Below are 24816 nucleotides of genomic sequence, written 5' to 3' on the forward strand. Positions count from 1 at the left end.
GGTCCGGGGACCGGTCAGCGGCCGATGAAGTTCTTGTCGATGAGCAGTTGCAGGACGTCGGTGTGGAAGTCGGGGAAGTCCATCGGGACGATGCCGAAGTGGGCGGGCTGCTGGCGGCGGGCGTTCAGGTAGTCGCGGACGGGAGGCACGATGGCGGCCGCGTTGACCTTGGGCCAGCCGCCGTTGGCGTAGCTGGTGAAGTTCACGTACATCCGCGGGGAGCCCTGGTCGAGGAAGGCGCGGTCGAACCAGTCGGTGACGGCCTTGGACTTGGCGGCGAGGCTGATGCCCTGGAAGGTGTCCTGGGTGGCGAACCAGGTGTTGGTGGCGCTCGACCACTGGATGACGGACCAGGAGTTGGCGAAGTCGGCGGCGAGGACGACGCGGCCGCGGGCCTGGCCGAGGGTGGGCCACCAGGGGTTCGTCCAGAACAGGCCCCGATAGCCGAGGCCGTCCAGGTAGTGGTTGATCCGGCGCTGGAACTCGGTGTCGTCGAGCCGGTTCCCGCCCGCGTACTCGTTCCTGACGCGCATGACGAGGCCCTCGCCCGGGTTGGCGGCGAGGAAGGCGCGACACTGGTCGAGGACGTCCTGGAGGCGGACGTACTGGTAGTTGTCGCTGTGGTAGATGCCGAGTTCGTCGGCCGTCCCGGCGAGCCCGTTGCAGCGGATGTCGAGGAAGCGGATGCCGCGCTGGAGTTGCTCGGGCAGGCCCCAGTTCTGGGTGTGGGACCACTCGGTACCGTGCAGCGGATCGGTGCAGCAGGAGTCGTGGGTGCCGGGGATCGTCAGGGCGGTCAGCGGAGTGGCGTCGTCCAGGGCACTCATCCAGGCGGACGGGCTGACGGCTGCGGCTGCCGCCGCCGCTGCCGCCGCGTCCGGGCTGAACGCGGCGGCGGCCAGGAGGGCGCCGCCGGCACCGGCTCCCCAGCGCAGGACGTCACGACGGGTGGGGCTCATGCGGGCTCCTCACATCGACCTCTGGGAGGGGGAATTGTCATGCCCCCTCCCCGATCTGCTCGATGGGGCGGGCCCCGAAACCCGTGGCGCCCGGCGCAGGAAGTCGGCCTGGTCGACTTCTCCTGCGGCGGGTCGGGTGGAATTGACCCTTCCGTGGAGATGGTTCGTCATGGGACGATCCAGGCCCGGGGGAAAGGTGAGACCTCATGACCTTCGTCATCGCGTTCCTGGTCGCACTCGTGGCCACCATCATCGGCACGACCGTCTTCCTGGGCCGCCGGGAGCGCGCCCGCAGCGGCCACTCGGACGACACCGAGGGGCTGCTGATCGAACACCAGCGAACCGCGCACGCCGCCCAACTGCGCGGAACCTACTCCAGCCTGGCCGTCCACCACGGCACCGGACTGATCACCGACGACCTGCACAAGCACTACTCCTAGGCCTCGGCGCACGACGGGAGTGCGGCAGGAGTGTCCTCGTAGTCACGCCTGGCCATGCGGGATGCCTCCGGCGGTAACGGCGGCCTTGGGCGCGGGGGCCCAAGGCCGCGAGATCAGATGGTGGCGCCGAACTCGCCCGCCCGAACGGCGGTTACGAAGGACTGCCAGGCAGCAGGGGGACCTTCAAGGTAGGTCATCGGGGGCGCCTCTGCGAAAGTCATCAGCGAGAGCATCCCTTCGAGGAGCGCATGAGCGCGCTCGAAAGTCGTGGGTGCGAACGGGAAGTTGATCACCGTGCGGCTCGACAGCTGGCTCACCCCGTGACGGCCGCCACTCCCACCGCCCCCGACGCCGCTCTCGTCCACGACAGCTACACCGGGCGACTCGGCGTCGCCATGGACCACGTCGCCGGCCTCCTCCACCTCCGCCCCCCGGGGCGGCGTCGAGTGGACGGCCCGGCCCGAGGACATCGGCCCGCCGCCCCCGCAGAACTCGTGACGCTACCGCCCCGCCCCCGCCCCGCCCTGGTCGCCGCCGCAGCGTTCTCCATCGCGACCGGGGCGGGCGCAGGGGTACTCGCCTCCCGCTCGCTTCGCCACGGCGACCCCGGCATGGCGAACCTCTTCCTCCTCCTCGTACTCTGCGTTGTCACCGTGCTGGTCAACTCCGCACTCAGCAGGGCGATCCAGCGCAGACGCACACGCCCGCCCCAGGAAGGAGAACCGTGACCCCGGACACCGCAGCAGCCCGCCGCGCACTCGCCGACCGGCTTGAGGCGGGCGGCGCCCTGACCAGCCCGGCGCTGCGGGCGGCTGTGGAGGCCGTCCCCCGGGAGCCGTTCCTGCGCCCCGGGGTGTTCGTGTCCACCGGCAGGCGCCGCTGGCGGCCGGTGACGGAGCTCGGCGCCGATCCGACAGAGTGGGTCGAACTCGCTTACAGCAACCGGTCGTTGGTCACCCAACTCAACGGCCATCTGACCGCCGACCAGGCCTCCGCGCCCGTCCGGGGCTTCCCCACCGCCTCCACCACCGCCCCGGCCGCCACCGTCCGCATGATCGACGCCCTGGGCGCCGAGGACGGGCACACCGCGTTGGAGATCGGCGCCGGCACGGGCTACTCGACGGCCCTGCTCCGCCACCTCCTCGGCGAGCGCAACGTCGGCACCGTCGAGGCCGACCCGAAAGTCACGTACGACCGGGTGATCGCCACCCACGCGGTGCGCCGCATCCCCTACACCTGGGTGCAGCGGACCAAGCCCGGCGGCACGATCCTGGCCACGGTCGGCACCTGGCCCGAGGGCGCCGGCCTGGCCAGGGTCACCGTCGCCGCCGACGGCACCGCCGACGGCCGGTTCATCGACCGTTCCACCCTCCCTCCCGTCCGCCCCGAGCCCCTGGCGGCCCGGGCCGGGGGCCCCGCGGCCCGGGCGGAGGCGGCCGCACCGAACCGGCTGGCGCACGTCTCCCCCACCCTCCTCAACGAACCGACGCCGGCCATCCTCACCCAACTCGCCTTTCCCAGCGCCAAGTTCACCGTATCGATCGGGGAGGATCTGGAGTCGATCCACTACCTGGCCACCCCCGAATCCGCCGCCGAGGTCGCCGACGACACCTACGGCTGGACGGTCCACCAATACGGCTCGGCCCCGCTCTGGGACGAGGTCGAGCGCATCCTGACCGCCTGGCAGGAGGCCGGACGCCCCGACCTCACCGCCGTCCGCCTGCGGATCACCGACCGGGCGACCCACTACTGGATCGACGGCCACCCCGCCCTCCGCTGGGAGCACGCCACCATCTGACAGATCGACAGGACACCTTCGGGAATGGGGTGATCTCGGGACGGCAGGGCCAACCGATGGAATGCTGTGGCCCAGTCCGACCATCGCAACCACCCGAGGAGTGACCCATGCCGCTGTTCGGCAGCCGCAAGAACCTTCCGAGGCCGCTGTGCGACGAGCACGGCCCGTGCCAGGCGCTGGCGAAGATCTCGGTCTTCGAGGTCCGGGACCGACTGCGGCTCCTGATCACCAGGAGCCGCGGCCTGGGGCCCGATCCGATGGCGCGGCAGATCGACGACGAGTTGTCGGTCGTCCTCTGCGTGGACGCCGGCAAGCGGGCCGGAAAGACCGAGGCCCTGTCGATAGCCGAACACGCCGCCGACCAGTGGAGCATCAGCCGGGCCGAGCTGTGGGAGCGGGCCTTCGCGAACCTGGCCACCGAGCAGCTCAACCGGCAGGTCTTCGACGCGTCCAACGGCGACACCATCCACACCGTCAACGGCATGGGCGCCTGGCCCGGAGCCGCCCACGCGCTGCGCCTGGAGAACGCCCTAGGAGGGGGCATCGAGCTGCCCAACGGCGCTCTGGTCGCCCTGCCGACGAACAACACACTCTGCGCGGTGCCGATCCGCACCAGCCTGTCGCTGAACGCCATCCGCTTCCTGATCGACCTGTCGAAGGAGCTCGCGGCCGGCGACCCGGCGCCGCTGACCCCGTCGCTCTTCTGGTACCGGGAAGGCTGGATCGAGAACCTCAACGTCGGCTCGGACGGCATGATGCGGGTGTCGCCCCGCTTCCGGGACATGGCGAACGCACTGCCCGCCAACTGACCCGACCGGCCACCGAAAACCCGCTGGCCCGACGGCCCCCTTTGCGTCAGAATGACGATATGAGCGAGATGCGCGTGGGGAGCCCTGCCGACGTCCGTAGCCGGGCGGAGCTGGCGGCGCTGACGGCCGCCGGGGTGCGGCCGAAGTGGCTGATGTTCTGGGGGCACACCGAGCGGAAGGGCGGGGGGACGCGGCGGGAGTGCCTGAGCCAGTGGCGGCCCGGGCAGTTCACCGTCGACGGGGTGGCGTACGCGTCCGCCGAACACTGGATGATGGCGGGCAAGGCCCGGATGTTCGGGGACGAGGCCATCGAGCAGCGGGTGCTGGCGGCCCACACGCCGGCCGAGGCGAAGAAGCTGGGGCGACTGGTCAGGGGTTTCGACGACGCGGCCTGGACGGCCGGCCGGTTCGAGCTGGTCGTCGAGGGGAACGTCGCGAAGTTCGGGCAGGACGAGGCGCTGCGCGCCTACCTGCTGGGCACCGGCGACCGCGTCCTGGTCGAGGCCAGCCCGGTGGACCGGATCTGGGGCATCGGGCTCGCGGCCGACAACATCCGCGCGGAACGGCCGGACGAGTGGCGGGGGTTGAACCTGCTCGGCTTCGCCCTGATGGAGGCGCGGGCACGGCTCGCCGCATGAGGGCGGTCGGTCCGGTGCTGGACGGCACGGTGGTGGTGTCGGCCGCTGCCGCGCTGGCCCTGGCGCCCAGGGCGTGGCGGCGGCAGGAGGTCCGGCCGGGGCGCGGGGGGCGCTTCGGCCCGGAGGTGGCGCTGGCGCTGGTCGTGGCACTCGTCTATCTGAACCAGGTGCTGTTCGCCGTGTACGTGCAGCGGGTGCGGGGCGGGAGTACGGCGTTCGTCGCCCGCTACCTGCCGCCCGGGTGGTTCGACGTGCCGCGCGGCAACCCGGCGATCGACTGGCTGGCGGCACACTTCCCCGCGCCCGAGCTGCTCGCGCCCACCGTGCTCCGCGTCCAGGCGTTCCTCGAACTCCCGCTGGTGCTCCTGGCGTTCGCCGCCGTGCTGCGACGCCTGGACCACGGCCTCTACGTCCGGGCGATGCGCTCGCCGCTGACCGGACTCGCCGCCGCCTCCTACACGGTGGCGTTCTGCGCGGTGGAGTGGGACCTGCGGAATCCGTACACGGTGGACGACATCGCGCTGCGGACGGTGTCCGCGCTCGTCACACCACCGCTGCTCGTCTGGCTGGCCTCCCGCGAACGGGCCCGGCCACCCCGCGGCCCGGTGCTGTTCACCCTCGACCTGTGGGCGTTCGGCACGCTGATGCTGACGCTGTACGACACCGCGCTGCTGTACAACCTGGCCCGACTCGGCGACCATCTCGCCGGCGCGCTGGCCGCGTTGGCGGTCCTGGCCGCCACCCGGTTCGTGCCGTGGAGCGGCGGTCCGGCCGGCCCGCACACCACCGCGTTGACCGGCACGCTCGGGCGGGCCCTCGTCCTGTTCTTCGTCCCCGCGCTGGCTGTCCGCTACGGCGTCTCCTTCGGAACCCCCGAACTGGCGGCCGTCGCGGGGCTCGTGGTGCTCCTGCCGGCGGTGCGGACGGTCCGTCTGATCCCCGCCGCCCTGGTCGGGGCGGCCGTCGGCTGCGCCGTCGCCGTGGTCGCACCCGGCTCGTACTACGAGGCGACCCTGCTGCGGAGCGCGACCGGCGCACTTCTTGCCACGACCGCCGTCTGCGCGCTCCTTGACACCAGTCGCGCACGACTGGACGTGCTCCCTTAACTCCCCCGCCATATAGCGACGCCAGGATGTCCCGCAGTCAGGGGAGAGATGGACGGGGTGGGGCGATCATGCGCATGCGGCCGACGGCACAATCCGCGGGCCAGGACCCGGAGGGCGAGCAGCAGGCGTACGAACTCCGGTCGGAACTGGACGAGTTACTCCGCGCGAGCCGCTACGCGAGCCAGCGGGAGCGGCGGTTGAACGAGGCGATCCGGGCGGCGCCGGGCCGCCAGCGGCCGGACGGGGACCTGCTGCGGCAGTTGGCGCAGGCGCGCACGCTGCGCGAGGGCCTGGGCGCCCGCTGCCTCCAACTGAGCGATCGGCTGGAGGCGTTGGAGAACCGGCTGAGGAGCCGACCGCCGGAGCCGCAACCGGCCCAGGCCCCGCCGCCCCAGGCCCGGCCCGCCCGCCCCGACATCGGCGCCCTCGCCGAGCGGGTGGCGGCCCTGCACCGTGCCGGCGCCTTCGCCGAGGCGACGGAGCTGCTGTCCCGGGCGGCCACCGGCCTCGATCCGGCGGACGCCGCGCTGCTGGTCGGCATGCTCTCCCGGCGCGGTCCGACGGGCGCGTCCCTGCACCTGGCCAGGAGCGCCGCGCAGTGCGCCCCCGAGCAGGCGGTGGCGATGCTGGCGGAGTTGCGCGAGCTGGGGCTGGCGGAGGAGGCGGCCGAGCTGTTCCACGCGTTCTGGGGCTATCCGGCGTCGGCACTGCCCGCCCTGCTGGCCGCGCTGGAGCGGGCCGGGCAGGGCGCGGACGGCGCGACGCTGCTGTGGGAGTGGGGTTCGGCGCCGACGCCGGAGCTGACGGCGCTGGCGACCGGCCTGCGCCGTACGGGCCGGCACGCCGACGTGCGGACGCTGCTGCGTCAGGCGGCCGGCCGGCCGACGGCGGAGCTGGCCGCGCTGGCGACGGAGCTGCCGGCCGAGCTCGCGACCGTCCTGCTGTACGAGCTGGCGGCGCTGCGCCCGCCGGTGGAGCTGGTCAAGCTGGCGGCCGCGTTGGACACCAGCCCGGAGCTGTACGGGCGGTTGCTCGCCGCGCTGCTCGCCGACGGCGCCCGGCACCGGACGACGCTGGCCGCCCTGCGCAGCGCCGGCCTGCCGACCGAACCGGCCGCGGCCCCCCGTTCCCGCTGGGGCAGACGGTAGGACCGCAGACGGGGAAACAGAACGCAGGAGCCCCCGCCCGCCCCGGACGGACCGGGGCGAACGGGGGCTCCAGAAGGGCGGAGCAGGCTCAGCAGCCGATCAGTCGCGCGCCCAGGTACGCCTTGACCTGGTCGAGCGAGACGCGCTCCTGCGACATGGTGTCGCGGTCGCGGACGGTCACCGCGTTGTCCTCAAGGGTGTCGAAGTCGACGGTGACGCAGAACGGCGTGCCGATCTCGTCCTGGCGGCGGTAGCGCTTGCCGATGGCGCCGGCGTCGTCGAACTCGACGTTCCACGCGGTGCGCAGGTCGGCGGCGAGGCCGCGGGCCTTCGGGGAGAGGTCGGCGTTGCGCGACAGCGGCAGGACGGCGACCTTGACCGGGGCCAGGCGCGGGTCGAGCCGCATGCCGACGCGCTTCTCCATGACGCCCTTGGCGTTGGGCGCCTCGTCCTCGAAGTAGGCGTCGATCAGGAAGGCCAGCATGGCGCGGTTGAGGCCGGCCGCCGGCTCGATGACGTACGGGAAGTACCGCTCGCCGCTCTCCTGGTCGAAGTACTTGAGGTCCTGGCCGGACGCCTCGCTGTGCACCCGCAGGTCGTAGTCGGTGCGGTTGGCGACGCCCTCCAGCTCGGAGTACTCGCTGCCGCCGAAGTTGAAGCGGTACTCGATGTCCACCGTGCGCTTGGCGTAGTGGGAGAGCTTCTCCTTCGGGTGCTCGAAGAAGCGCATGTTCTCGGTGCGCAGGCCGAGGTCGACGTACCAGTCCCAGCGCTGCTGGAGCCAGTACTCGTGCCACTGCTCGTCCTCGCCCGGCTTGACGAAGAACTCCATCTCCATCTGCTCGAACTCGCGGGTGCGGAAGATGAAGTTGCCGGGGGTGATCTCGTTGCGGAAGCTCTTGCCGGTCTGGGCGATGCCGAACGGCGGCTTCTTGCGCGACGTGGTCTGGACGGCCTTGAAGTTGGTGAAGATGCCCTGGGCGGTCTCGGGCCGCAGGAAGGCCAGGCCGCTGGCCTCCTCGGTGACGCCGAGGTGGGTCTTCAGCATGCCCGAGAAGTCCTTGGGCTCGGTGAACTGGCCCTTGGTGCCGCAGTCGGGGCAGTTGACGTCCTTGAGGCCGTTCGGCGGCGGGAAGCCGTGCTTGGCCTCGTACTTCTCCTCCAGGTGGTCGGCCCGGTGGCGCTTGTGGCAGGAGAGGCACTCGGTCAGCGGGTCGTTGAAGGTGGCGACGTGGCCGGAGGCCTCCCACACCTCGCGCGCGAGGATCACCGACGAGTCGAGTCCCACGACGTCCTCACGGGCCTGGACCATCGCGCGCCACCACTGGCGCTTGATGTTCTCCTTGAGTTCGACGCCCAGCGGCCCGTAGTCCCAGGCGGCACGCGTGCCGCCGTAGATCTCGCTGCAGGGGTAGACGAAGCCACGGCGCTTGCTCAGGCTGACGATCGTGTCGATCTTGTCGGCGGCCACAGTGCTCTCTTCAGTACGTACGGCACGGTCAGGGCACGGCTGGTTGCGCGTACCCGAATACCTCAGGTTACCGGCCATACGGGTACGGGGTTCAAATCGGTATCGTCCGGCCCCTCCCAGCCACGGCCACCTGCCGTTCACCCGTCCGAGTGAGTTGACAATCATTTCCAGATAAGATGAGAATGATTGTCATGATGATCGGACGACGTACCCGCAGCTCGATAGCCATCGCCGCCACCGCCCTCACCGCCTCCCTCGTCCTGACCGCCTGCGGTGGCAGCAGCAGCGCCCAGAGCGCCGACGGCAAGCTGAAGGTCGTCGCCTCCTTCTACCCGATGGAGTACCTGGCCCAGCAGATCGGCAAGGACCACGTCGCGGTCACCGACCTCACCGCGGCCGGCGTCGAGCCGCACGACCTGGAGCTCACCGCCAAGCAGGTCGCCACCGTCCAGAAGTCCGACGCGATCATCTACCTCAAGGGCCTGCAGCCCACCGTCGACCAGGCCGTCGGCCAGTCCTCGGCCAAGTACAAGATCGACGCCACCGCCGCCAGCCCGCTGGTCGACCACCACCTCGACGAGGGCACCGCCGAGGCCGACGGCCACCAGCACGACGGCCCGGCCGGCGACCCGCACATCTGGCTCGACCCGACCCGCTACGCGGCGATCGCCAAGAGCGTCGGCGACGGGTTCGCCAAGGCCGACCCGGCCCACGCCGACGACTACCGCAAGAACACCGACGACCTGGTCGGCCGGCTGACCACGCTGGACCAGGAGTTCCGGGACGGCCTGAAGGACGCCAAGTCCAGGACCTTCGTCACCAGCCACGCCGCCTTCGGCTACCTCGCCGACCACTACGGCCTCACCCAGGTCGCCATCAACGGCGTCGACCCCGAGTCCGAGCCCACCCCGGCCCGCCTCGCCGACGTGCAGAAGGCCGCCAAGGACAACGGCGTCACCACGATCTTCTTCGAGACCCTGGTCAGCCCCAAGCTCGCCGACACCGTCGCCAAGGACCTCGGCCTCAAGACCGCCGTGCTGGACCCGCTGGAGGGCGTCAAGGACCCGGGCAAGGAGGACTACCTCTCGGTCATGAAGCAGAACCTGGCCAACCTCCAGACCGCCCTCGGCGCCACCCCCGCCGCGACCGGCACCACTCCCACCGCGACCGGCACCCCCACCAGCTGACGGGACGACAGCACCATGACCCACCCGATACCCCCGGCCGTCCGCCTCCGCGACGCCGTCGCCTCCCGCGGCGGTCGGCCGGTGCTGCGCGGCGTCGACCTCACCGTCCAGCCCGGCGAGGTGGTCGCCCTGCTCGGCGCCAACGGCTCCGGCAAGTCCACCACCGTCAAGGCCGTCATCGGCTCCGTCCCGCTGGGGCAGGGCACGCTGGAGCTGTTCGGCATCCCGTACGCCGGCTTCCGCGCCTGGCACCGGATCGGGTACGTTCCGCAGCGCACCACCGCCGCCTCCGGCGTGCCGGCCACCGTGCGCGAAGTGGTCTCCACCGGGCGGCTGCCGCAGCACCGGCTGCTGCCGTTCCGCCGCCGGGACCGCGCGGCGGTCGACCGCGCGCTCGCCGCCGTCGGCATGCTGGAGCGGGCCGGGGACGGCGTCGCCGACCTGTCCGGCGGCCAGCAGCAGCGGGTGCTGATCGCCCGCGCCCTGGTCGGCACCCCCGACCTGCTGATCATGGACGAGCCGATGGCCGGCGTGGACGCCACCAGCCAGCAGGTGCTCGCCGACACCCTGCGCGCCGAGGTCTCCCGCGGCGCCGCCGTCCTCCTCGTGCTGCACGAACTCGGGCCGCTGGAACCGCTGATCGACCGCGCCGTGGTGCTGCGGGACGGCTGCGTCGCACACGACGGCCCGCCCGTGCCCAACACCGGACTGCACGCGCTGCCCGGCCACGACCACGTCCACCCGCACGCCGACCACACCCCGCCGAGGCTGCTGGCATGACCGAGATGCTCTCCTACGACTTCATGCAGCGCGCCCTGCTCGCCGCCGTCCTGGTCGGGATCACCGCCCCGGCCGTCGGCATCTACCTGGTGCAGCGCCGGCAGGCCCTGATGGGCGACGGCATGGGACACGTCGCGATGACCGGCGTCGGCCTCGGCTTCATCTTCCAGACCAGCCCGGTCTGGATGGCCGTGCTGGTCTGCGTGCTCGGCGCCGTCACCATGGAACTGGTCCGCTCGCGCGGCAACCAGCGCGGCGACATCGCCCTGGCGATGCTCTTCTACGGCGGCATGGCCTGCGGCAAGCTGCTCGTCTCGCTCTCCGCCCAGGCCGGCGCCGGCTCGCTGGAGAGCTACCTGTGGGGCTCCATCCTCACCGTCGCCCCGACCGACCTGATCACCATCGCGGTGCTCGGCGCGGTGGTCGTCGCGGTCACCGTCGGCCTGCGCCGGCAGCTCTTCGCGATCTGCCAGGACGAGGACTTCGCCCGGGTCACCGGCCTGCCGGTGCGCACGCTCAACCTGCTGCTCGCGGTGATGGCCGCCGTCACCGTCACCGTCGCGATGCGGGTGGTCGGACTGCTGCTGGTCAGCGCCCTGATGGTGGTCCCGGTGGTCGCCGCCCAGCAGCTCACCCGGTCCTTCGCCGCCACCCAGGCGGCCTCGATCACGCTCGGCGTGGTGGTCTCGCTGGCCGGCGTCACCGGCTCCTACCACCTCAACGTGCCCTCCGGCCCGGCCATCGTGCTGCTCGCCATCGCGGTCTTCGCGGTGTTCAGCCTGCTCGCCGCGCCGCTCGCCCGGCGGCGCCACCGCAGGGGCATCGCGGACCCCGGACCGAAGGTCTGCGACGTCGCCCTGCCGGAACCCGTCCCGGGACAATCCCCGGGGCAATCCCCGAATCAGATCCCGGGACAGATCCCGGGACAGATCCCGGGGCAGATCCCGGGCCGCGGTTCCTCCGACGCGATCACTCCGGAGCGGGGTGCGGGGCTGGCACAATGAGGTGCGAGACGCCCACCACCCCAGGAGGACCCACGGTGACCACCGCAGGCCCGTCGCCGCGCGCCCGCTCGACCCGGCAACGTGCCGCCGTCTCGGCGGCCCTGGACGAGATCGAGGACTTCCGCAGCGCGCAGGAGCTCCACGACATGCTCAAGCACCGCGGGGACTCCGTCGGTCTGACCACGGTCTACCGCACCCTCCAGTCGCTCGCCGACGCCGGCGAGGTGGACGTGCTGCGCACCGCCGACGGCGAGGCCGTCTACCGCCGGTGCAGCAGCGGACACCACCACCACCTGGTGTGCCGGCACTGCGGCGCCACCGTCGAGGTGGAGGGCCCGGCGGTGGAGCGCTGGGCCAACGCGGTCGCCGCGGAGCACGGGTTCAGCGACATCGCGCACACCCTGGAGATCTTCGGCACCTGCGCGGAGTGCGCCAAGAAGGTCTGACCAGCGGAGCACCGGTACGGCGAAGGGCCCGTGGGAGCGATTCCCACGGGCCCTTCGCCGTACCGCCGCCGTACCGCGTCAGCGCTGGGTGGGCAGGTCCAGCGGCTCGGGCACCTCGTTCGGGATCGCCCCGCCGAAGCGGCGGTCGCGCCTCGCGTACTGCTCGCAGGCGCGCCACAGGTCGCGGCGGTCGAAGTCCGGCCAGAGCACGTCCTGGAACACGAACTCGGCATACGCGGACTGCCAGAGCAGGAAGTTGGAGGTGCGCTGCTCGCCGCTGGGGCGCAGGAACAGGTCCACGTCCGGCATGTCCGGGTGGTACATGTACTTGGCGAGGGTCTTCTCGTTGACCTTCTTCGGGTCCAGCTTCCCGGCGGCGACGTCGGCCGCGAGGGCCGCCGCGGCGTCCGCGAGCTCGGCCCGGCCACCGTAGTTGACGCACATGTAGAGCGTGACGGCGTCGTTGTCCTTGGTCTGCTCCTCGGCGACCTGGAGCTCCTGGACGACGCTCTTCCACAGCTTGGGCATCCGGCCCGCCCAGCGGACCCGCACGCCCATCGCGTCCATCTCGTCGCGGCGGCGGTGGATGACGTCCCGGTTGAAGTTCATCAGGAACTTCACCTCGTCGGGCGAGCGCTTCCAGTTCTCGGTGGAGAACGCGTACAGCGAGATGTTCTTCACGCCGAGCTCGATCGCGCCCTTGAGGACGTCCAGCACGACGGACTCGCCGACCTTGTGGCCCTCGGTGCGGGGCAGTCCGCGCTCCTTGGCCCAGCGGCCGTTGCCGTCCATCACGATGGCGACGTGTTCGGGGACCAGCTCGCCGGGAATCTTCGGGGGCTGTGCGCCACTGGGGTGCGGGGTCGGGGGGAGGTACTCCCTCTGCTTGCCGCCGCCGAAGAGCCGTCGCGCTGCCATGTGCTCACTTCTCCACGTATCTCATCGAGCGGATGCCCCGCTCCAAATGCCACTGCAGATAGGCCGCGACCAGGCCGCTGCCCTCCCGCCAGTACCTCGGCTCGCAGGAATCGGCCGTCTGCCAGTCCCCTGACAGCAGCGCCCCGAGCAGTACCAGTGTCTCAGGGGAGGGTACGGCACATCCGGGCACTCGGCAGTCCGGGCAGAGGACCCCGCCTGCGGGAAGGGAGAAGAAACGGTTCGGCCCCTCCAGCCCGCATTTGGCGCAGTCCGTGAAGCTCGCGCCGTACCCGTTCACCGCGAGCGAGCGCAGCAGGAAGGCGTCCATCACCAGGTGCGACTCGTGCAGCCCGGCCGCCAGCGTGCGCAGGGCGCCCACCAGCAGCAGGTACTGCTGGACGGCCGGTTCGCCCTCGTTCTCGGCGAACCGCTCGGCCGTCTCCAGCATCGCCGTCCCGGCGGTGTAGCGGCCGTAGTCGGTGACGATCGAACCGCCGTACGGCGCGATCGTCTCCACCTGGGTGCACAGCGGCAACCCACGGCCGATCAGCTCACTCCCCCGGCTGAAGAACTGCACGTCCACGTGCGAGAACGGCTCCAGCCGGGCGCCGAACTTGGACTTGGTCTTGCGCACCCCGCGCGCCACCGCCCGCACCTTGCCGTGGTGCCGGGTCAGCAGGGTGATGATCCGATCGGCCTCGCCGAGCTTCTGCGCCCGCAGCACGACGCCGTCGTCCCGGAAAAGACTCATGGGAACCATTCTCCCCCACGGCGCGCCCCGGCCGCCGACAGCCGTGTTGCCCGCACCGGGTCCGTGGGGGAGGACCGAGCGGTGCGGGTCACGGCGGGCCCGGAGGGGGATTTCGGGCCCGTTTTGTGGGGGATCGGAGATGGCTCGGGGGGTTGCGCGACAGGCCCGGCACCACGGGGCGGGCCCGGTACTGCAAAGGAGGTGCGCCGTCCTGCGGAGAAGGTCTAGTACGGAGCCCGGGTCGCCGCCTCCAGCAGCGCCCCGACCCGCGACTGCGGTAGATCCAGACAGCGCCCGACCGCGGCCAGCGCCTCGCGCTCCTGCGGCAGGTAGCGCCCGTCGGACAGGGCGATCGCCGCGCCCTGCAGCAGCAGCCGCTCCCGGCCCTGGTGGGCCAGGTGCGGGGTGAGCGGTTCGAGCACCGCGTGCAGTTCCACGGCCAGGCCGCCGGCCATCCCGTGGGCGTCGTAGAGTTCGCCGCCGAGCCCGGACAGCGCGGCGAGCGCGGCCAGCACCTGGGCCTCGCCGCAGTCCTCGAACCCGGCCTCGCGCACCGCCGTGCAGGCCGACTCGCGGGCCGCGCGGTGCGCGGTGCCGCCGGCCGCGAGCAGGGCGAGCGCGATGGTGTACTGCGCGTCCCGCAGCATCGCGCCGAGCCGTACGGAGGTGGGCTGTTCCAGGCTCTCGACGCCGTAGCGGCCGTGGCAGCTGGTGCACTGCACGCTGCCGATCACCGGGCCGAGCGGGGCCACCGGGGTCCCCAGCAACCGCAGCCACCGCCGGCCGTGCTGCCGGCGGTAGTTGCGGTCCCCGCCACAGCCCGGGCAGAAGAAGTCACCGAGAACGTCAGTCCGCCACCGCGGGCGAACACCCCACAACCTGGTCACGGCGCCACTCCCCAGACATGGCAGACGGCCTGCACAACAATGGGCAGGTCACGCGACCGGACACCGAGGCCGTCCCACCGACCCGGCTTTCCGGTGGATCGATGTTGCCATGGTTACCGGCACGTGTCAGTACCTCGAACGGCTTCCGACCCGAAAAAATGTGGCGCAGGACACAACTGGCCCCAGGCGCGGCGAAGGGCCGCCCCGGAGGACGGCCCCACCACATCTCACTCGTACGAACTACCCGCGCTGTGCCCGGTTGACGGCGCTGATGATCGCCTTCAGCGAGGCCAGCACGGTGTTGGCGTCGATGCCGACGCCCCACAGCACCTTGCCGTCCACCGCGCACTCGACGTACGCGGCGGCCTGGGCGTCGCCGCCCTCGCTCAGCGCGTGCTCGGCGTAGTCCAGGACGCGGACGTCCAGGCCGATCCGGGCCAGCGCGTCCGTGAAGGCGGAGACCGGGCCGTTGCCGACACCGGTCAGGGTCACCGGTACCGAGTCCACCAGCGCGCCGGCGATCAGCGCGTCCCGGCCGTCCTCGGTGGTCAGGGTGCGCGAACCGCTCAGCGAGATCCGGCCCCACGGGTTGTCCGGGGTCGGCAGGTACTCGTCCTCGAAGACCCGCCAGATCTCGGCCGGGGTGACCTCGCCGCCCTCGGCGTCGGTCTTGGCCTGGATGATCCGGGAGAACTCGATCTGCATCCGGCGCGGCAGGTCCAGCTTGTGGTCGTTCTTCAGGACGTACGCCACACCGCCCTTGCCGGACTGGCTGTTGACCCGGATGACCGCCTCGTAGGTGCGGCCGACGTCCTTCGGGTCGATCGGCAGGTACGGCACGCCCCAGGTGTGCTCCCCCACCGGGACGCCCGCCGCCGCCGCGTCCGCCTCCAGGGCGTCGAAGCCCTTCTTGATGGCGTCCTGGTGCGAGCCGGAGAAGGAGGTGTACACCAGGTCGCCGGCGTACGGGTGGCGCGGGTGCACCTCCATCTGGTTGCAGTACTCGGCGGTGCGGCGCACCTCGTCGATGTCGGAGAAGTCGATCTGCGGGTCGATGCCCTGCGAGAACAGGTTCATGCCCAGGGTCACCAGGTCGACGTTGCCCGTCCGCTCGCCCTGGCCGAACAGGCAGCCCTCGATGCGGTCCGCGCCCGCCATGTAGGCCAGTTCGGCGGAGGCGACGGCGGTGCCGCGGTCGTTGTGCGGGTGCACCGACAGGCAGACGAACTCGCGGCGCGACAGGTTGCGCGACATCCACTCGAACTGGTCGGCCTGCACGTTCGGGGTGGCCCGCTCGATGGTGGCCGGCAGGTTCAGGATGATCTCGCGGCCCTCGCCCGGCTGCCAGACGTCCATGACCGCCTCGCAGACCTCCAGCGCGAAGTCCAGCTCGGTGTCCACGAAGATCTCCGGCGAGTACTGGTAGCCGAAGACGGTCTCCTCGCCCAGCAGCTTCTCGGCGTACTCCATCACCAGCCGGGTGCCGTCGGTGGCGATCGCCTTGGTGGCGGCCCGGTCGTTGCGGAACACCACCCGACGGAACAGCGGCGCCGTCGCGTTGTACAGGTGGACCGTCGCGCGCGGGGCGCCGACCAGCGACTCGACGGTCTTCTCGATCAGCTCCTCGCGGGCCTGCGTCAGCACCGAGATGGTGACGTCCTCGGGGATCGCCCCCTCCTCGATCAGCGACCGCACGAAGGCGTGGTCGGTGGCTCCGGAGGACGGGAAGCCGACCTCGATCTCCTTGTAGCCCATCGCGACCAGCAGGTCGAACATCTTGCGCTTGCGGGCCGGGGACATCGGGTCGATCAGCGCCTGGTTGCCGTCCCGCAGGTCGGTGGAGAGCCAGCGCGGCGCCTTGGTGATCACCGTGCTCGGCCACGTGCGGTCCGGCAGGTCGACGGTGTCGAACGGCAGGTAGCGCCCGTACCGCATGCCGGAGGGCAGCTGGCGCACGGACGCGGCGGTGATCGGGGTGGGACGGTCGACGAAGGCGCGACCGGCGGGGATGGGCGCGGCGGAGCTCTGCTCGGTCATGGAATGACTCTCGGCTTCCTGTGATGCGTGGTGCGGGGGCGGGTCGGGGTGGTCGACACCGACTGGCCGGCAGCTGCCGCTCGCGACCCTCCGTTGGATCGCCGGATGACGCGCACAGCTCGATCCCCGCGGCGAGGGAGCCGGCCCTGTGGACTACAGGCCCTCGACGCGGCAGCTAAGAAGAAGCAGCCCGTTGCGCATGATGGCCCCAGCGTAACCCAGGGCCGCGCGCCCCCGAAGTGATCCGGGCCACCGTTCCACCCCTTGAGACACCGACCGGTCACGCCAAGAGTGGTGACAACCGGTCATCGAGGCCTCACCCTGGGCCACATGACTGCAGCAGTTCCGATCTGCGCGATCGTCCCGCCGTACGTCCTGGACCGCCTCGCCGAGGCCGGTCACGAGCCCGCCGTCCGCTCCCTCCTGCTCGACACCGCGCACCGCGCGGCCCGCCTCACCCCTCCCCCGCCCGTCAGCACCGGCCCGACCCCCAGCCGGCTGATCGCCGACACCGCCCACAGCCAGCGGCTGCCCGGCCGGACCGTCCGCACCGAGGGCCAGGCCCCGGTCGCCGACCAGTCCGTCAACCACGCCTACGACGGCCTCGGCGACACCTTCGCCCTGTACGCCACCGTCTTCGGCCGCCGCTCGATCGACAACCGGGGGCTGCGCCTGGACGCCACCGTGCACTACGGCCAGGACTACGACAACGCCTTCTGGAACGGCCACCAGATGGTCTTCGGCGACGGCGACGGCGAGATCTTCGGCGACTTCACCGCCTGCGTCGACGTCATCGGCCACGAACTCACCCACGGCGTCACCCAGTTCACCGCCGGCCTGCAGTACCAGGACCAGCCCGGCGCGCTCAACGAGTCGGTCTCCGACGTCTTCGGCTCGCTGGTCAAGCAGTACGCGCTGCGCCAGGACGCCGCCCACGCCGACTGGCTGATCGGCGCCGGACTGCTCGCCCCCGGCATCCAGGGCGTGGCGCTGCGCTCGATGAAGGCCCCCGGCACCGCCTACGACGACCCCCGGCTCGGCAAGGACCCGCAGCCCGCGCACATGCGGGACTACGTGGACACCACCGACGACAACGGCGGCGTGCACATCAACTCCGGCATCCCCAACCACGCGTTCTACCTGCTGGCCACCGCCCTCGGCGGCCAGGCCTGGGACCGCGCCGGGCGGATCTGGTACGACGCCCTGACCGGCCACCAGCTGGCCGCCGACGCCGACTTCACCGCCTTCGCCCGGGCCACCGTGGCCGCCGCCAAGGCCCGCTACCCCGACCAGTCCTCGGTCGCGGACACCGTGACGGCCTCCTGGGCGCAGGTGGGCGTCAGCCCCGGCTGAACCCTCCGGCGGCCCCTCCGGCAGCCCCTCCGGCAGCCACGATGAAGGCCCCGGCGACGGCCCCGGCCGAGGACCGATTGAGACCAGGTTGAGCCGGGCTTAAGGTCACGGTCCGGGAAAAGACCGGCAAACTCCCTCCCCTGGTAGCACCATGGACACCATGCGTATCCAGGTGACCCGGACCGGCGGCTTCGCGGGGATCGTCCGCCACGCGGAACTCGACACCGTCGACCGCACGGACGCCCCGCACGTCCACGCGCTCGCCCGCGAGGCCGTCGCGGGCGGGCTGCGGGCGCCCTCGTACGGGGTGCCGGACGGCTTCCACTACGAGATCACCGTCGACGGCCGGACGGTCTACTGCGCCGACCCGAAGCTCACCGACTCGCAGCGCGAACTGGTGTCGCTGGTCCTGCGCGAGGGCGCGTAGCCCCACCGGCCCCCGGACACGCCGAAGGCCCGCCCGGTCGATCAGATCCGGGCGGGCCTTCGCTGGGAGCCGGGGCTCAGAAGCCGAGCTTGCGCAGCTGCTTCGGGTCGCGCTGCCAGTCCTTGGCCACCTTGACGTGCAGGTCCAGGAAGACCGGCGTGCCGAGCAGCGCCTCGATGTGCTTGCGGGCGGTGGTGCCGACGTGCTTGAGCCGCGCGCCCTTGGCGCCGATGACGATCGCCTTCTGGCTCTGCCGCTCGATGTAGACGTTGGCGTGGATGTCCAGCAGCGGGCGGTCCGCCGGGCGGCCCTCGCGCGGGAGCATCTCCTCGACCACGACGGCCAGCGAGTGCGGCAGCTCGTCCCGGACGCCCTCCAGGGCGGCCTCGCGGATCAGCTCCGCGACCATGATCTGCTCGGGCTCGTCGGTGAGGTCGCCGTCCGGGTAGAGCGGCATGCCCTCCGGCAGCAGCTTGGTGATCAGGTCGCCGACCAGTTCCACCTGCTTGTCGCCGACAGCCGAGACCGGGATGATCTCGGCCCACTCGATGCCCAGTTCCTCACCGAGCTGGTGGATGGCGATCAGCTGCTCGGCGAGCCGCTTGGAGTCGACCAGGTCGGTCTTGGTGACGATGGCGACCTTGGGGGTCTTCTTGACCTCGGCGAGTTCCTTGGCGATGAACTTGTCGCCGGGGCCGAGCTTCTGGTCGGCGGGCAGGCAGAAGCCGATCACGTCGACCTCGGCCCAGGTGCTGCGGACCAGGTCGTTGAGGCGCTCGCCGAGCAGGGTGCGCGGCTTGTGCAGGCCGGGGGTGTCGACCAGGACGAGCTGGGAGTCCGGGCGGTGCACGATGCCGCGCACGGTGTGCCGGGTGGTCTGCGGGCGGTCGGAGGTGATCGCGACCTTCGTCCCCACCAGAGCGTTGGTCAGGGTCGACTTGCCCGCGTTGGGTCGGCCGACGAAGCACGCGAAGCCGGAGCGGTACGAGGAGGAAGGGGCACTCATGTGCTCCATTCTCCCTGATCACCGGAGTCGCGCTGCCCGGGCCCGCCCGCACCGCCCGATCAGCCCTTGCGACCGCCCCGCGAAACCACCGACATCACCACCAACAGGACCAGGAAGGCGACCGAACCCCAGAGCCAATACGGCGAGCCGGTCTCCTGCCACTTGCCCATCCCCATCACGAACAGCAGCAGCCCGGCGAAGAACGCCACCGCCCCCATGTGCCCAGCCCCCTCACCGAGTTCACTCCCCCGGTGAGACTATCCGCTCGGTTCGGGCAGGTGTTCGCCAGGCCGCCGCCATCGCCCGGCATCGCCCGCCGCGGCAGGCCGCAGCGGGCCCTGAGCAGCCCTCGGCAGCCCTCAGCGGGCCTCGGCCGCCACCCGCAGCGTCCCGTCCACACCGGCCAGCAGCACGGGCGTCCCGGCCCCGCCGAGGTCCCGGACGGCCGCCAGGTCGGCCTCGGCCGGCTGCTCCGCCTCGCTCACCACGGCCGCCGCCTCCAGCGACTTCGCACCGCTGGCCACCGCCATCGCCACCGCCGTCTGCAGCGCGCTCAGCCGCAGCGACTCCAGCGCGACCGTCCCGGCCACGTACGTCCGGCCGGTCTCGTCACGCACCGCGGCCCCCTCGGCGACGCCGTTGCGGGCGCGGGCCGAGCGGGCCAGGGTGATGATCTTCTTGTCTTCGGGGTCGAGCTCGACGATGTCACTCATGCCGCCGAGCATAGGCGGCCCCCGCGGCCGCTCAGTGGCCGACCGGGTGGGTCGGACCGGGGTTCGGGTTGAGGACCTTGACGAAGGTCTTCGGCCCGGACGGCCGCGCCGTCTCGTGCTCCGTGCGCTCGCGCCAGAACGGGTTGTCGTGCGGCAGGTGACTGCTCACCCGGCCGTACATCCCGAAGGTCGTCAGGATCACCCCGAAGATGAAGGCGAACAGCACGTTCGACATCCGGAAGTTCAGGATGTTGGCGTCCGGCCGCCCGAGCACCGCCAGGCCGTAGAAGCCGGACAGGACGAACAGCACGCCGACCACCATGTTCAGGTTGGACGCGAAGTTGCCGCCGACCACCGCCCCCGCCACCAGGATCGCGCCCGCCACGATGGACAGGATGCTCAGCGCCCCGTTGGTCGACAGCCCGGTGATCCGGTCACCGTGGGTGGCGAGGAAGCCCGGGTGATCGGCCAGCCCCAGGCACCCGAACACGATCAGGAAGATCCCCCCGAGCCCCGCCCCGATCCGCCACACCGTGGCGAGCCGGCTGTTCACGGGCAGTTCGTCTTGCAGCTTCATGGCGACCTCCACCACGGCCTAGCTGTAGGGATGGCTCCCCTGCATGTGCGGCACCTCGTGCATGTAGAGCGAACCGCACTGCTGGCAGCAGCGCAGCCCGGTGCCCCACTCCTGCTCGGGCCGCGTCTCGGCGTCGTCGGCCAGGCTGCGGCCGCAGAGCGCCGTCGCGGGGTCGCCGTCGCGCACCACGTGCCAGACCTTGACCCCGCCGGTCGCACCCTGCGGGCCGTACTCCGCGCGAAGTTGATGCGTCATGCTGTCCATGGTCGCTCCGCCGGGGCGCGACCGCTACTCGCCGGGCTCCGCCCCGGCCTCCGCGGCCTTGCGGACCGGGGTCGCGACCATCGAGCCGATCCGGTTGCGGCGCCCGGCCGAGGACTCGGCGGTCAGCAGGATGCCGGTCAGCCCGGTGCCGGCGGGCTCGGGCAGCGGGATCTCGCAGGCCGAGCCGGGGATCGGCACCCGGCCGAGGTGCTTGGCCAGCAGGCCGCCGACGGTCTCGACGTCCTCGTCCTCCAGCTCGATGCCGAACAGCTCGCCCAGGTCCTCCACCAGCAGCCGGGCGGTGATCCGGTACGAGCCGTCGCCGAGGTCCTCCACCGGCGCGATCTCCCGGTCGTACTCGTCGGTGATCTCGCCGACGATCTCCTCCAGGACGTCCTCGATGGTGACCAGGCCGGCCGTGCCGCCGTACTCGTCGATCACGATCGCCACGTGCGAGCGGCGCTGCTGCATCTCGCGCAGCAGGTCGCCGGCCGGCTTGGAGTCCGGTACGAAGACGGCCGGGCGCATCACCGCGCCGACCTCCTCGGACTCCGCCTCCCGGTTGATGTGGGTGCGCCGGACCAGGTCCTTCAGGTAGACGATGCCGACCACGTCGTCCTCGCTGTCCCCGACCACGGGGATCCGCGAGAAGCCCGAGCGCAGCGCCAGGGTGAGCGCCTGCCGGACGGTCTTGTGCCGCTCGATCATCACCAGGTCGGTGCGCGGCACCATCACCTCGCGGACGATGGTGTCGCCCAGCTCGAAGACCGAGTGCACCATCCGGCGCTCCTCGTCCTCGATCAGGTCGTCCTTCTCGGCGAGGTCGACCAGCGCCCGCAGTTCGGCCTCGGAGGCGAACGGCCCCTCCCGGTAGCCCTTGCCCGGGGTCAGCGCGTTGCCGAGCAGGATCAGCAGCCGCGGGATCGGGCCGAGCACCGCGGCCAGCGGCAGCAGCACGAAGGAGGCGGCGGTCGCGGTGGTGAGCGGGTGCTGGCGCCCGATCGTGCGCGGCGAGACCCCCACCGCGACGAAGGACACCAGCACCATCACGCCGAACGCCAGCAGCACGGCCTGCCAGATCGGCTCCACGTTGCGCACGCACACCACGGTGACCAGGACGGCCGCCGCCATCTCGCTGGCCACCCGGATCAGGGTCGCCAGGTTGAGGTAGCGGATCGGGTCGGAGGCGACGGTCAGCAGCCGGGCCGAGCCGCGCCGCCCGGCCCGCACGGCCTCCTCCGCCCGGAACCGGGAGACCCGGGAGATGCCCGCCTCGGCGCACGCGGCCAGCCAGCCGAGGACGACGAGGAGCACGGCACCGAGGATGAAGCTCGTACTTTCACCACTCACAGGGGTTCGGGCTCCGCGCTCAGTGGGTGGTGGGGGCCGGGGAGAGACCACCGAGGCCCCGGCCCGCCCGCCAGTCGTCCAGGATGCGCTTCTGGAGGGCGAACATCTCCTCCTCCTCCTCGGGCTCCTCGTGGTCGTACCCGAGGACGTGCAGCACCCCGTGGACGGTGAGCAGTTGGAGCTCCTCGTCCATCGAGTGCTTGGAGGGGGCCGCCTTGCCCTGCTGCTCGGCGACCTCCGGGCAGAGCACGATGTCGCCGAGCAGGCCCTGCGGCAGCTCCTCGCCCTCCTTGCCGGGGCGCAGCTCGTCCATGGGGAAGGACATCACGTCGGTGGGGCCGGGGAGGTCCATCCACTGGATGTGCAGCTCCTCCATCGCCGCTCCGTCCACCAGGATCACGGACAGTTCGGACTGCGGGTGGATCCGCATCTTGTCCAGGGCGAAGCGGGCGACGTCGAGGATGGCTTCCTCATCGGCGTCCCAACCGGACTCGTTGGCGATGTCGATCGACATGACGGGCTGCGTACTCAGCTTTCGGTGCGATGGGACTGACGGGGTGCGCGGGAGCCGCGCCGCTGGGCCGGCTTGCGGGCGGGCGAGGGGTTCTCCTCGGCCTCCTGCTTGGCGTCCCAGCGTTCGTAGGCGTCCACGATCCGGCCGACCAGCTTGTGGCGGACCACGTCGGTGCTGGTGAGGACGGAGAAGTGGATGTCGGGCACGTCGGCCAGGATGTCCTGGACGACCTTGAGGCCGCTGCGGGTACCGCCCGGGAGGTCGATCTGGCTGGTGTCGCCGGTGACCACCACCCGGGAGTTGAAACCGAGGCGGGTGAGGAACATCTTCATCTGCTCGGGCGAGGTGTTCTGGGCCTCGTCCAGGATGATGAAGGCGTCGTTGAGGGTGCGGCCGCGCATGTACGCCAGCGGCGCGACCTCGATGGTGCCGGCCGCCATCAGGCGCGGGATGGAGTCCGGGTCCATCATGTCGTGCAGCGCGTCGTACAGCGGGCGCAGGTACGGGTCGATCTTCTCGTAGAGGGTGCCGGGCAGGAAGCCCAGCCGCTCCCCCGCCTCGACGGCCGGGCGGGTCAGGATGATCCGGTTGACCTCCTTGGCCTGGAGGGCCTGGACGGCCTTGGCCATCGCGAGGTAGGTCTTGCCGGTGCCGGCCGGGCCGAGGCCGAAGACGATCGTGTGCTTGTCGATCGCCTCGACGTAGCGCTGCTGGTTGAGGGTCTTGGGGCGGATCGTGCGGCCCCGGTTGGACAGGATGTTCGCGGTGAACACCTTGGAGGGCGCCGGGCTGTCCGGGTCCTCCGCGGCACCGCGGAGCATGGCGATGGAGCGCTCCACGGAATCCTCCGTCAAGGGCTGGCCGGTGCGCAGCACCAGCATCATCTCGGTGAAGAGCCGCTGCACGAGGGCGACCTCGGCGCGCGCTCCGGTGGCGGTCACCTCGTTGCCGCGGACGTGGATGTCGGCGGCGGGGAAGCCCTGCTCGATCACGCGCAGCAGCGAGTCCGCCGTGCCGAGCAGGGTGACCATCGGGTGCTTCTCGGGGATGACGATCCGGGCGCTGACGCGACCGTCGTCGGCCGGTTCGGGGCGCGACTGTCCGTTCGTACGGGTCTGCGATGTGTCACTCATAGGTCGGCGCTGGGCCTGCCTCATCCCATCCGTGGTGTCGTGTGCCGATCGGTCTCTCCGGGGCACCAGGGTACGCCGCGCACGTGGTCGCCGCGGCGGGCGGCGGGGCCGCACCCGACGATGCTGCGGCAGATCGGGGGGCGGCGCGAGCGCTTTTCACGGGGTGCGGGCCGGGTTCACGGCTGGCGCCGGACGGGGACGGGCACCCGGGCGAGGTCGGCGGCGAGCACCAGCTCGCCGTCGAAGTGCTTGCGGGCGTCGGCCAGATGCTGGCCGAGGTCCGGGTAGCGCTGGGAGAAGTGGGTCAGCACCAGGGTGCGCACGCCGGCCTCGGCGGCGGCCTTGGCGGCCTGCCCGGCGGTGAGGTGGCCGTGCTCCTCGGCGAGCCGGGAGTCGGCGTCGGTGAAGGTCGACTCGGCGACCAACAGGTCGGCGCCCTCGGCGAGTTCGTACACGCCGTCGCAGAGCCGGGTGTCCATCACGAAGGCGAAGCGCTGGCCCGGCCGGGGCTCGCTGACCTCCTCCAGGGTGACCCGCCGGCCGTCCGCCTCGATCGCCCCCTCGTGCTGGAGGCGGCCGACCGCGGGGCCGAAGACGCCCAGCGCGGCGAGGCGTTCGGGCACCAGGCGGCGGCCGTCCGGCTCGGACAGCCGGTAGCCGAAGGACTCCACGGGGTGGGACAGCCGCACGGCGTCCAGCGCGAAGCGGGCGCCGGGTGCGGGCAGCGGGCCCGGCTCGTCGATCGGCCGGGGCCGCAGGACGGCCGTCTCGTGGTAGGCGGTGGCGTGCCGCAGCCGCTCGAAGTAGACCTCGCCGGAGGCCGGGAAATAGACGTCCACCGGGTGGGGGACGCGGTCCAGGTTGATCCGCTGGATCACCCCGGCGAGGCCCAGGCAGTGGTCGCCGTGGAAGTGCGTGACGGCGATCCGGGTGATCTGGGTGGCCGAGACGCCGGCCAGCAGCATCTGCCGCTGGGTGCCCTCGCCGGGGTCGAACAGCAGGCCCTCGCCGTCCCAGCGGAGCAGGTAGCCGTTGTGGTTGCGGTGCCGGGTGGGCACCTGGCTGGCGGTGCCGAGGACGACGAGTTCGCGCTGTGACAC

General features: G+C 71.6%; 29 protein-coding genes. 13 read left to right on the top strand and 16 right to left on the bottom strand.

Going from position 1 to position 24816, the window contains the following annotated elements; genetic code table 11:
• Window positions 1–14: 14 nt before the first annotated feature.
• Window positions 15–959, bottom strand: coding sequence for a phosphatidylinositol-specific phospholipase C (locus ACFWPT_RS05710; protein ID WP_380479801.1), 945 nt, complete (start codon window positions 957–959; stop codon window positions 15–17).
• 206 nt (window positions 960–1165) lie between these two features.
• Here ACFWPT_RS05710 and ACFWPT_RS05715 point away from each other — a divergent pair, with 206 nt between their 5' ends.
• Window positions 1166–1399 carry a hypothetical protein gene (locus ACFWPT_RS05715; RefSeq protein ID WP_380479803.1) on the top strand — a complete coding sequence of 78 codons (234 nt, stop codon included), beginning with the start codon at window positions 1166–1168 and terminating at the stop codon, window positions 1397–1399.
• Between the two features lie 113 nt (window positions 1400–1512).
• Here the strand turns inward: ACFWPT_RS05715 and ACFWPT_RS05720 are convergent, their stop codons facing one another.
• Window positions 1513–1716: a hypothetical protein gene (locus ACFWPT_RS05720; protein ID WP_380479805.1), complete on the bottom strand. Its 204-nt coding sequence runs from the start codon at window positions 1714–1716 to the stop codon at window positions 1513–1515.
• Between the two features lie 3 nt (window positions 1717–1719).
• Here ACFWPT_RS05720 and ACFWPT_RS05725 point away from each other — a divergent pair, with 3 nt between their 5' ends.
• The 6 genes from ACFWPT_RS05725 to ACFWPT_RS05750 all read left to right on the top strand — a co-directional run bounded on the left by ACFWPT_RS05725 (window position 1720) and on the right by ACFWPT_RS05750 (window position 6898).
• Complete coding sequence (locus ACFWPT_RS05725) at window positions 1720–2127, top strand: hypothetical protein (protein WP_380479807.1); 408 nt, start codon at window positions 1720–1722, stop codon at window positions 2125–2127.
• Window positions 2124–3197 (top strand): methyltransferase, encoded by a 1074-nt coding sequence (locus ACFWPT_RS05730; RefSeq protein ID WP_380479809.1) that lies wholly within the window; start codon window positions 2124–2126, stop codon window positions 3195–3197. The genes ACFWPT_RS05725 and ACFWPT_RS05730 overlap by 4 nt, the downstream gene beginning before the upstream one ends.
• A gap of 107 nt (window positions 3198–3304) precedes the next feature.
• Window positions 3305–4006: a hypothetical protein gene (locus ACFWPT_RS05735; protein ID WP_380379271.1), complete on the top strand. Its 702-nt coding sequence runs from the start codon at window positions 3305–3307 to the stop codon at window positions 4004–4006.
• Window positions 4007–4065: 59 nt separating this feature from the next.
• Window positions 4066–4644, top strand: coding sequence for an NADAR family protein (locus ACFWPT_RS05740; protein ID WP_380479811.1), 579 nt, complete (start codon window positions 4066–4068; stop codon window positions 4642–4644).
• Window positions 4641–5750, top strand: a complete 1110-nt coding sequence (locus ACFWPT_RS05745; RefSeq protein ID WP_380379268.1) for a hypothetical protein — start codon at window positions 4641–4643, stop codon at window positions 5748–5750. The genes ACFWPT_RS05740 and ACFWPT_RS05745 overlap by 4 nt, the downstream gene beginning before the upstream one ends.
• Before the next feature lie 68 nt (window positions 5751–5818).
• A complete protein-coding gene (locus ACFWPT_RS05750) occupies window positions 5819–6898 on the top strand; it encodes a hypothetical protein (RefSeq protein WP_380479813.1) in 1080 nt (359 codons plus the stop codon).
• 88 nt (window positions 6899–6986) lie between these two features.
• Here the strand turns inward: ACFWPT_RS05750 and ACFWPT_RS05755 are convergent, their stop codons facing one another.
• Window positions 6987–8369 (bottom strand): glycine--tRNA ligase, encoded by a 1383-nt coding sequence (locus tag ACFWPT_RS05755; RefSeq protein WP_063347506.1) that lies wholly within the window; start codon window positions 8367–8369, stop codon window positions 6987–6989.
• Between the two features lie 182 nt (window positions 8370–8551).
• Here ACFWPT_RS05755 and ACFWPT_RS05760 point away from each other — a divergent pair, with 182 nt between their 5' ends.
• The 4 genes from ACFWPT_RS05760 to ACFWPT_RS05775 are packed head-to-tail and all read left to right on the top strand — an operon-like array spanning window position 8552 to window position 11786.
• The gene (locus tag ACFWPT_RS05760; RefSeq protein ID WP_380379294.1) at window positions 8552–9556 is read left to right on the top strand and encodes a metal ABC transporter substrate-binding protein; all 1005 of its coding nucleotides are present in this window, start codon (window positions 8552–8554) and stop codon (window positions 9554–9556) included.
• 15 nt (window positions 9557–9571) lie between these two features.
• Window positions 9572–10336: a metal ABC transporter ATP-binding protein gene (locus ACFWPT_RS05765; RefSeq protein ID WP_380479815.1), complete on the top strand. Its 765-nt coding sequence runs from the start codon at window positions 9572–9574 to the stop codon at window positions 10334–10336.
• The gene (locus tag ACFWPT_RS05770; RefSeq protein ID WP_380479817.1) at window positions 10333–11340 is read left to right on the top strand and encodes a metal ABC transporter permease; all 1008 of its coding nucleotides are present in this window, start codon (window positions 10333–10335) and stop codon (window positions 11338–11340) included. The genes ACFWPT_RS05765 and ACFWPT_RS05770 overlap by 4 nt, the downstream gene beginning before the upstream one ends.
• 35 nt (window positions 11341–11375) lie before the next feature.
• Window positions 11376–11786, top strand: a complete 411-nt coding sequence (locus tag ACFWPT_RS05775; protein ID WP_063347508.1) for a Fur family transcriptional regulator — start codon at window positions 11376–11378, stop codon at window positions 11784–11786.
• 78 nt (window positions 11787–11864) lie between these two features.
• Here the strand turns inward: ACFWPT_RS05775 and ACFWPT_RS05780 are convergent, their stop codons facing one another.
• From ACFWPT_RS05780 to leuA, 4 genes are all read right to left on the bottom strand, one after another.
• Complete coding sequence (locus ACFWPT_RS05780) at window positions 11865–12704, bottom strand: isoprenyl transferase (RefSeq protein WP_380336833.1); 840 nt, start codon at window positions 12702–12704, stop codon at window positions 11865–11867.
• Window positions 12705–12708: 4 nt separating this feature from the next.
• Complete coding sequence (recO, locus tag ACFWPT_RS05785; protein WP_063347510.1) at window positions 12709–13455, bottom strand: DNA repair protein RecO; 747 nt, start codon at window positions 13453–13455, stop codon at window positions 12709–12711.
• A gap of 224 nt (window positions 13456–13679) precedes the next feature.
• Window positions 13680–14222, bottom strand: a complete 543-nt coding sequence (locus ACFWPT_RS05790) for a TerB family tellurite resistance protein (protein ID WP_380479819.1) — start codon at window positions 14220–14222, stop codon at window positions 13680–13682.
• A gap of 360 nt (window positions 14223–14582) precedes the next feature.
• Window positions 14583–16379 carry a 2-isopropylmalate synthase gene (gene leuA, locus ACFWPT_RS05795; protein WP_063347512.1) on the bottom strand — a complete coding sequence of 599 codons (1797 nt, stop codon included), beginning with the start codon at window positions 16377–16379 and terminating at the stop codon, window positions 14583–14585.
• Between the two features lie 330 nt (window positions 16380–16709).
• On the opposite strand from leuA, the gene ACFWPT_RS05800 reads away from it, so the two are divergent.
• Both ACFWPT_RS05800 and ACFWPT_RS05805 read left to right on the top strand, forming a co-directional pair.
• Window positions 16710–17732: a M4 family metallopeptidase gene (locus ACFWPT_RS05800; protein ID WP_380379874.1), complete on the top strand. Its 1023-nt coding sequence runs from the start codon at window positions 16710–16712 to the stop codon at window positions 17730–17732.
• 160 nt (window positions 17733–17892) lie between these two features.
• On the top strand, window positions 17893–18159 hold the full coding sequence (locus ACFWPT_RS05805; protein WP_063351090.1) for a protealysin inhibitor emfourin: 267 nt from the start codon (window positions 17893–17895) through the stop codon (window positions 18157–18159).
• A 76-nt stretch (window positions 18160–18235) separates the two neighbouring features.
• On the opposite strand, the gene era is transcribed toward ACFWPT_RS05805, so the two are convergent.
• From era to ACFWPT_RS05850, 9 genes are all read right to left on the bottom strand, one after another.
• A complete protein-coding gene (gene era / locus ACFWPT_RS05810; RefSeq protein ID WP_063347514.1) occupies window positions 18236–19165 on the bottom strand; it encodes a GTPase Era in 930 nt (309 codons plus the stop codon).
• Window positions 19166–19224: 59 nt separating this feature from the next.
• The gene (locus ACFWPT_RS05815; RefSeq protein WP_380336842.1) at window positions 19225–19374 is read right to left on the bottom strand and encodes a hypothetical protein; all 150 of its coding nucleotides are present in this window, start codon (window positions 19372–19374) and stop codon (window positions 19225–19227) included.
• A gap of 150 nt (window positions 19375–19524) precedes the next feature.
• Window positions 19525–19878, bottom strand: coding sequence for a hypothetical protein (locus tag ACFWPT_RS05820; RefSeq protein WP_063351091.1), 354 nt, complete (start codon window positions 19876–19878; stop codon window positions 19525–19527).
• Window positions 19879–19909: 31 nt separating this feature from the next.
• On the bottom strand, window positions 19910–20455 hold the full coding sequence (locus ACFWPT_RS05825; protein ID WP_063347515.1) for a DUF4383 domain-containing protein: 546 nt from the start codon (window positions 20453–20455) through the stop codon (window positions 19910–19912).
• An 18-nt stretch (window positions 20456–20473) separates the two neighbouring features.
• Window positions 20474–20710, bottom strand: coding sequence for a hypothetical protein (locus tag ACFWPT_RS05830; protein WP_063351092.1), 237 nt, complete (start codon window positions 20708–20710; stop codon window positions 20474–20476).
• A gap of 33 nt (window positions 20711–20743) precedes the next feature.
• Entirely contained in the window at window positions 20744–22069 is a 1326-nt protein-coding gene (locus tag ACFWPT_RS05835) for a hemolysin family protein (RefSeq protein WP_063347516.1), read from the bottom strand.
• A gap of 19 nt (window positions 22070–22088) precedes the next feature.
• The gene (ybeY, locus tag ACFWPT_RS05840; RefSeq protein ID WP_063347517.1) at window positions 22089–22583 is read right to left on the bottom strand and encodes an rRNA maturation RNase YbeY; all 495 of its coding nucleotides are present in this window, start codon (window positions 22581–22583) and stop codon (window positions 22089–22091) included.
• A 14-nt stretch (window positions 22584–22597) separates the two neighbouring features.
• Window positions 22598–23716: a PhoH family protein gene (locus tag ACFWPT_RS05845; RefSeq protein ID WP_063347518.1), complete on the bottom strand. Its 1119-nt coding sequence runs from the start codon at window positions 23714–23716 to the stop codon at window positions 22598–22600.
• A 176-nt stretch (window positions 23717–23892) separates the two neighbouring features.
• On the bottom strand, window positions 23893–24816 hold the full coding sequence (locus ACFWPT_RS05850; protein ID WP_063347519.1) for a ribonuclease Z: 924 nt from the start codon (window positions 24814–24816) through the stop codon (window positions 23893–23895).

It is taken from the genome of Kitasatospora sp. NPDC058478, from assembly GCF_042720345.1.
Classification (GTDB): domain Bacteria; phylum Actinomycetota; class Actinomycetes; order Streptomycetales; family Streptomycetaceae; genus Kitasatospora.

Bases quoted from the DNA above. Each gene is read 5' to 3' on its own strand.
- ACFWPT_RS05710 (WP_380479801.1), bottom strand. From the start codon at position 959: ATGAGCCCCACCCGTCGTGACGTCCTGCGCTGGGGAGCCGGTGCCGGC.
- ACFWPT_RS05715 (WP_380479803.1), top strand. From the start codon at position 1,166: ATGACCTTCGTCATCGCGTTCCTGGTCGCACTCGTGGCCACCATCATC.
- ACFWPT_RS05735 (WP_380379271.1), top strand. From the start codon at position 3,305: ATGCCGCTGTTCGGCAGCCGCAAGAACCTTCCGAGGCCGCTGTGCGAC.
- ACFWPT_RS05740 (WP_380479811.1), top strand. From the start codon at position 4,066: ATGAGCGAGATGCGCGTGGGGAGCCCTGCCGACGTCCGTAGCCGGGCG.
- ACFWPT_RS05745 (WP_380379268.1), top strand. From the start codon at position 4,641: ATGAGGGCGGTCGGTCCGGTGCTGGACGGCACGGTGGTGGTGTCGGCC.
- ACFWPT_RS05750 (WP_380479813.1), top strand. From the start codon at position 5,819: ATGCGCATGCGGCCGACGGCACAATCCGCGGGCCAGGACCCGGAGGGC.
- ACFWPT_RS05760 (WP_380379294.1), top strand. From the start codon at position 8,552: ATGATTGTCATGATGATCGGACGACGTACCCGCAGCTCGATAGCCATC.
- ACFWPT_RS05765 (WP_380479815.1), top strand. From the start codon at position 9,572: ATGACCCACCCGATACCCCCGGCCGTCCGCCTCCGCGACGCCGTCGCC.
- ACFWPT_RS05770 (WP_380479817.1), top strand. From the start codon at position 10,333: ATGACCGAGATGCTCTCCTACGACTTCATGCAGCGCGCCCTGCTCGCC.
- ACFWPT_RS05780 (WP_380336833.1), bottom strand. From the start codon at position 12,704: ATGGCAGCGCGACGGCTCTTCGGCGGCGGCAAGCAGAGGGAGTACCTC.
- recO (WP_063347510.1), bottom strand. From the start codon at position 13,455: ATGAGTCTTTTCCGGGACGACGGCGTCGTGCTGCGGGCGCAGAAGCTC.
- leuA (WP_063347512.1), bottom strand. From the start codon at position 16,379: ATGACCGAGCAGAGCTCCGCCGCGCCCATCCCCGCCGGTCGCGCCTTC.
- ACFWPT_RS05800 (WP_380379874.1), top strand. From the start codon at position 16,710: ATGACTGCAGCAGTTCCGATCTGCGCGATCGTCCCGCCGTACGTCCTG.
- ACFWPT_RS05805 (WP_063351090.1), top strand. From the start codon at position 17,893: ATGCGTATCCAGGTGACCCGGACCGGCGGCTTCGCGGGGATCGTCCGC.
- era (WP_063347514.1), bottom strand. From the start codon at position 19,165: ATGAGTGCCCCTTCCTCCTCGTACCGCTCCGGCTTCGCGTGCTTCGTC.
- ACFWPT_RS05820 (WP_063351091.1), bottom strand. From the start codon at position 19,878: ATGAGTGACATCGTCGAGCTCGACCCCGAAGACAAGAAGATCATCACC.
- ACFWPT_RS05825 (WP_063347515.1), bottom strand. From the start codon at position 20,455: ATGAAGCTGCAAGACGAACTGCCCGTGAACAGCCGGCTCGCCACGGTG.
- ACFWPT_RS05830 (WP_063351092.1), bottom strand. From the start codon at position 20,710: ATGACGCATCAACTTCGCGCGGAGTACGGCCCGCAGGGTGCGACCGGC.
- ybeY (WP_063347517.1), bottom strand. From the start codon at position 22,583: ATGTCGATCGACATCGCCAACGAGTCCGGTTGGGACGCCGATGAGGAA.
- ACFWPT_RS05845 (WP_063347518.1), bottom strand. From the start codon at position 23,716: ATGAGTGACACATCGCAGACCCGTACGAACGGACAGTCGCGCCCCGAA.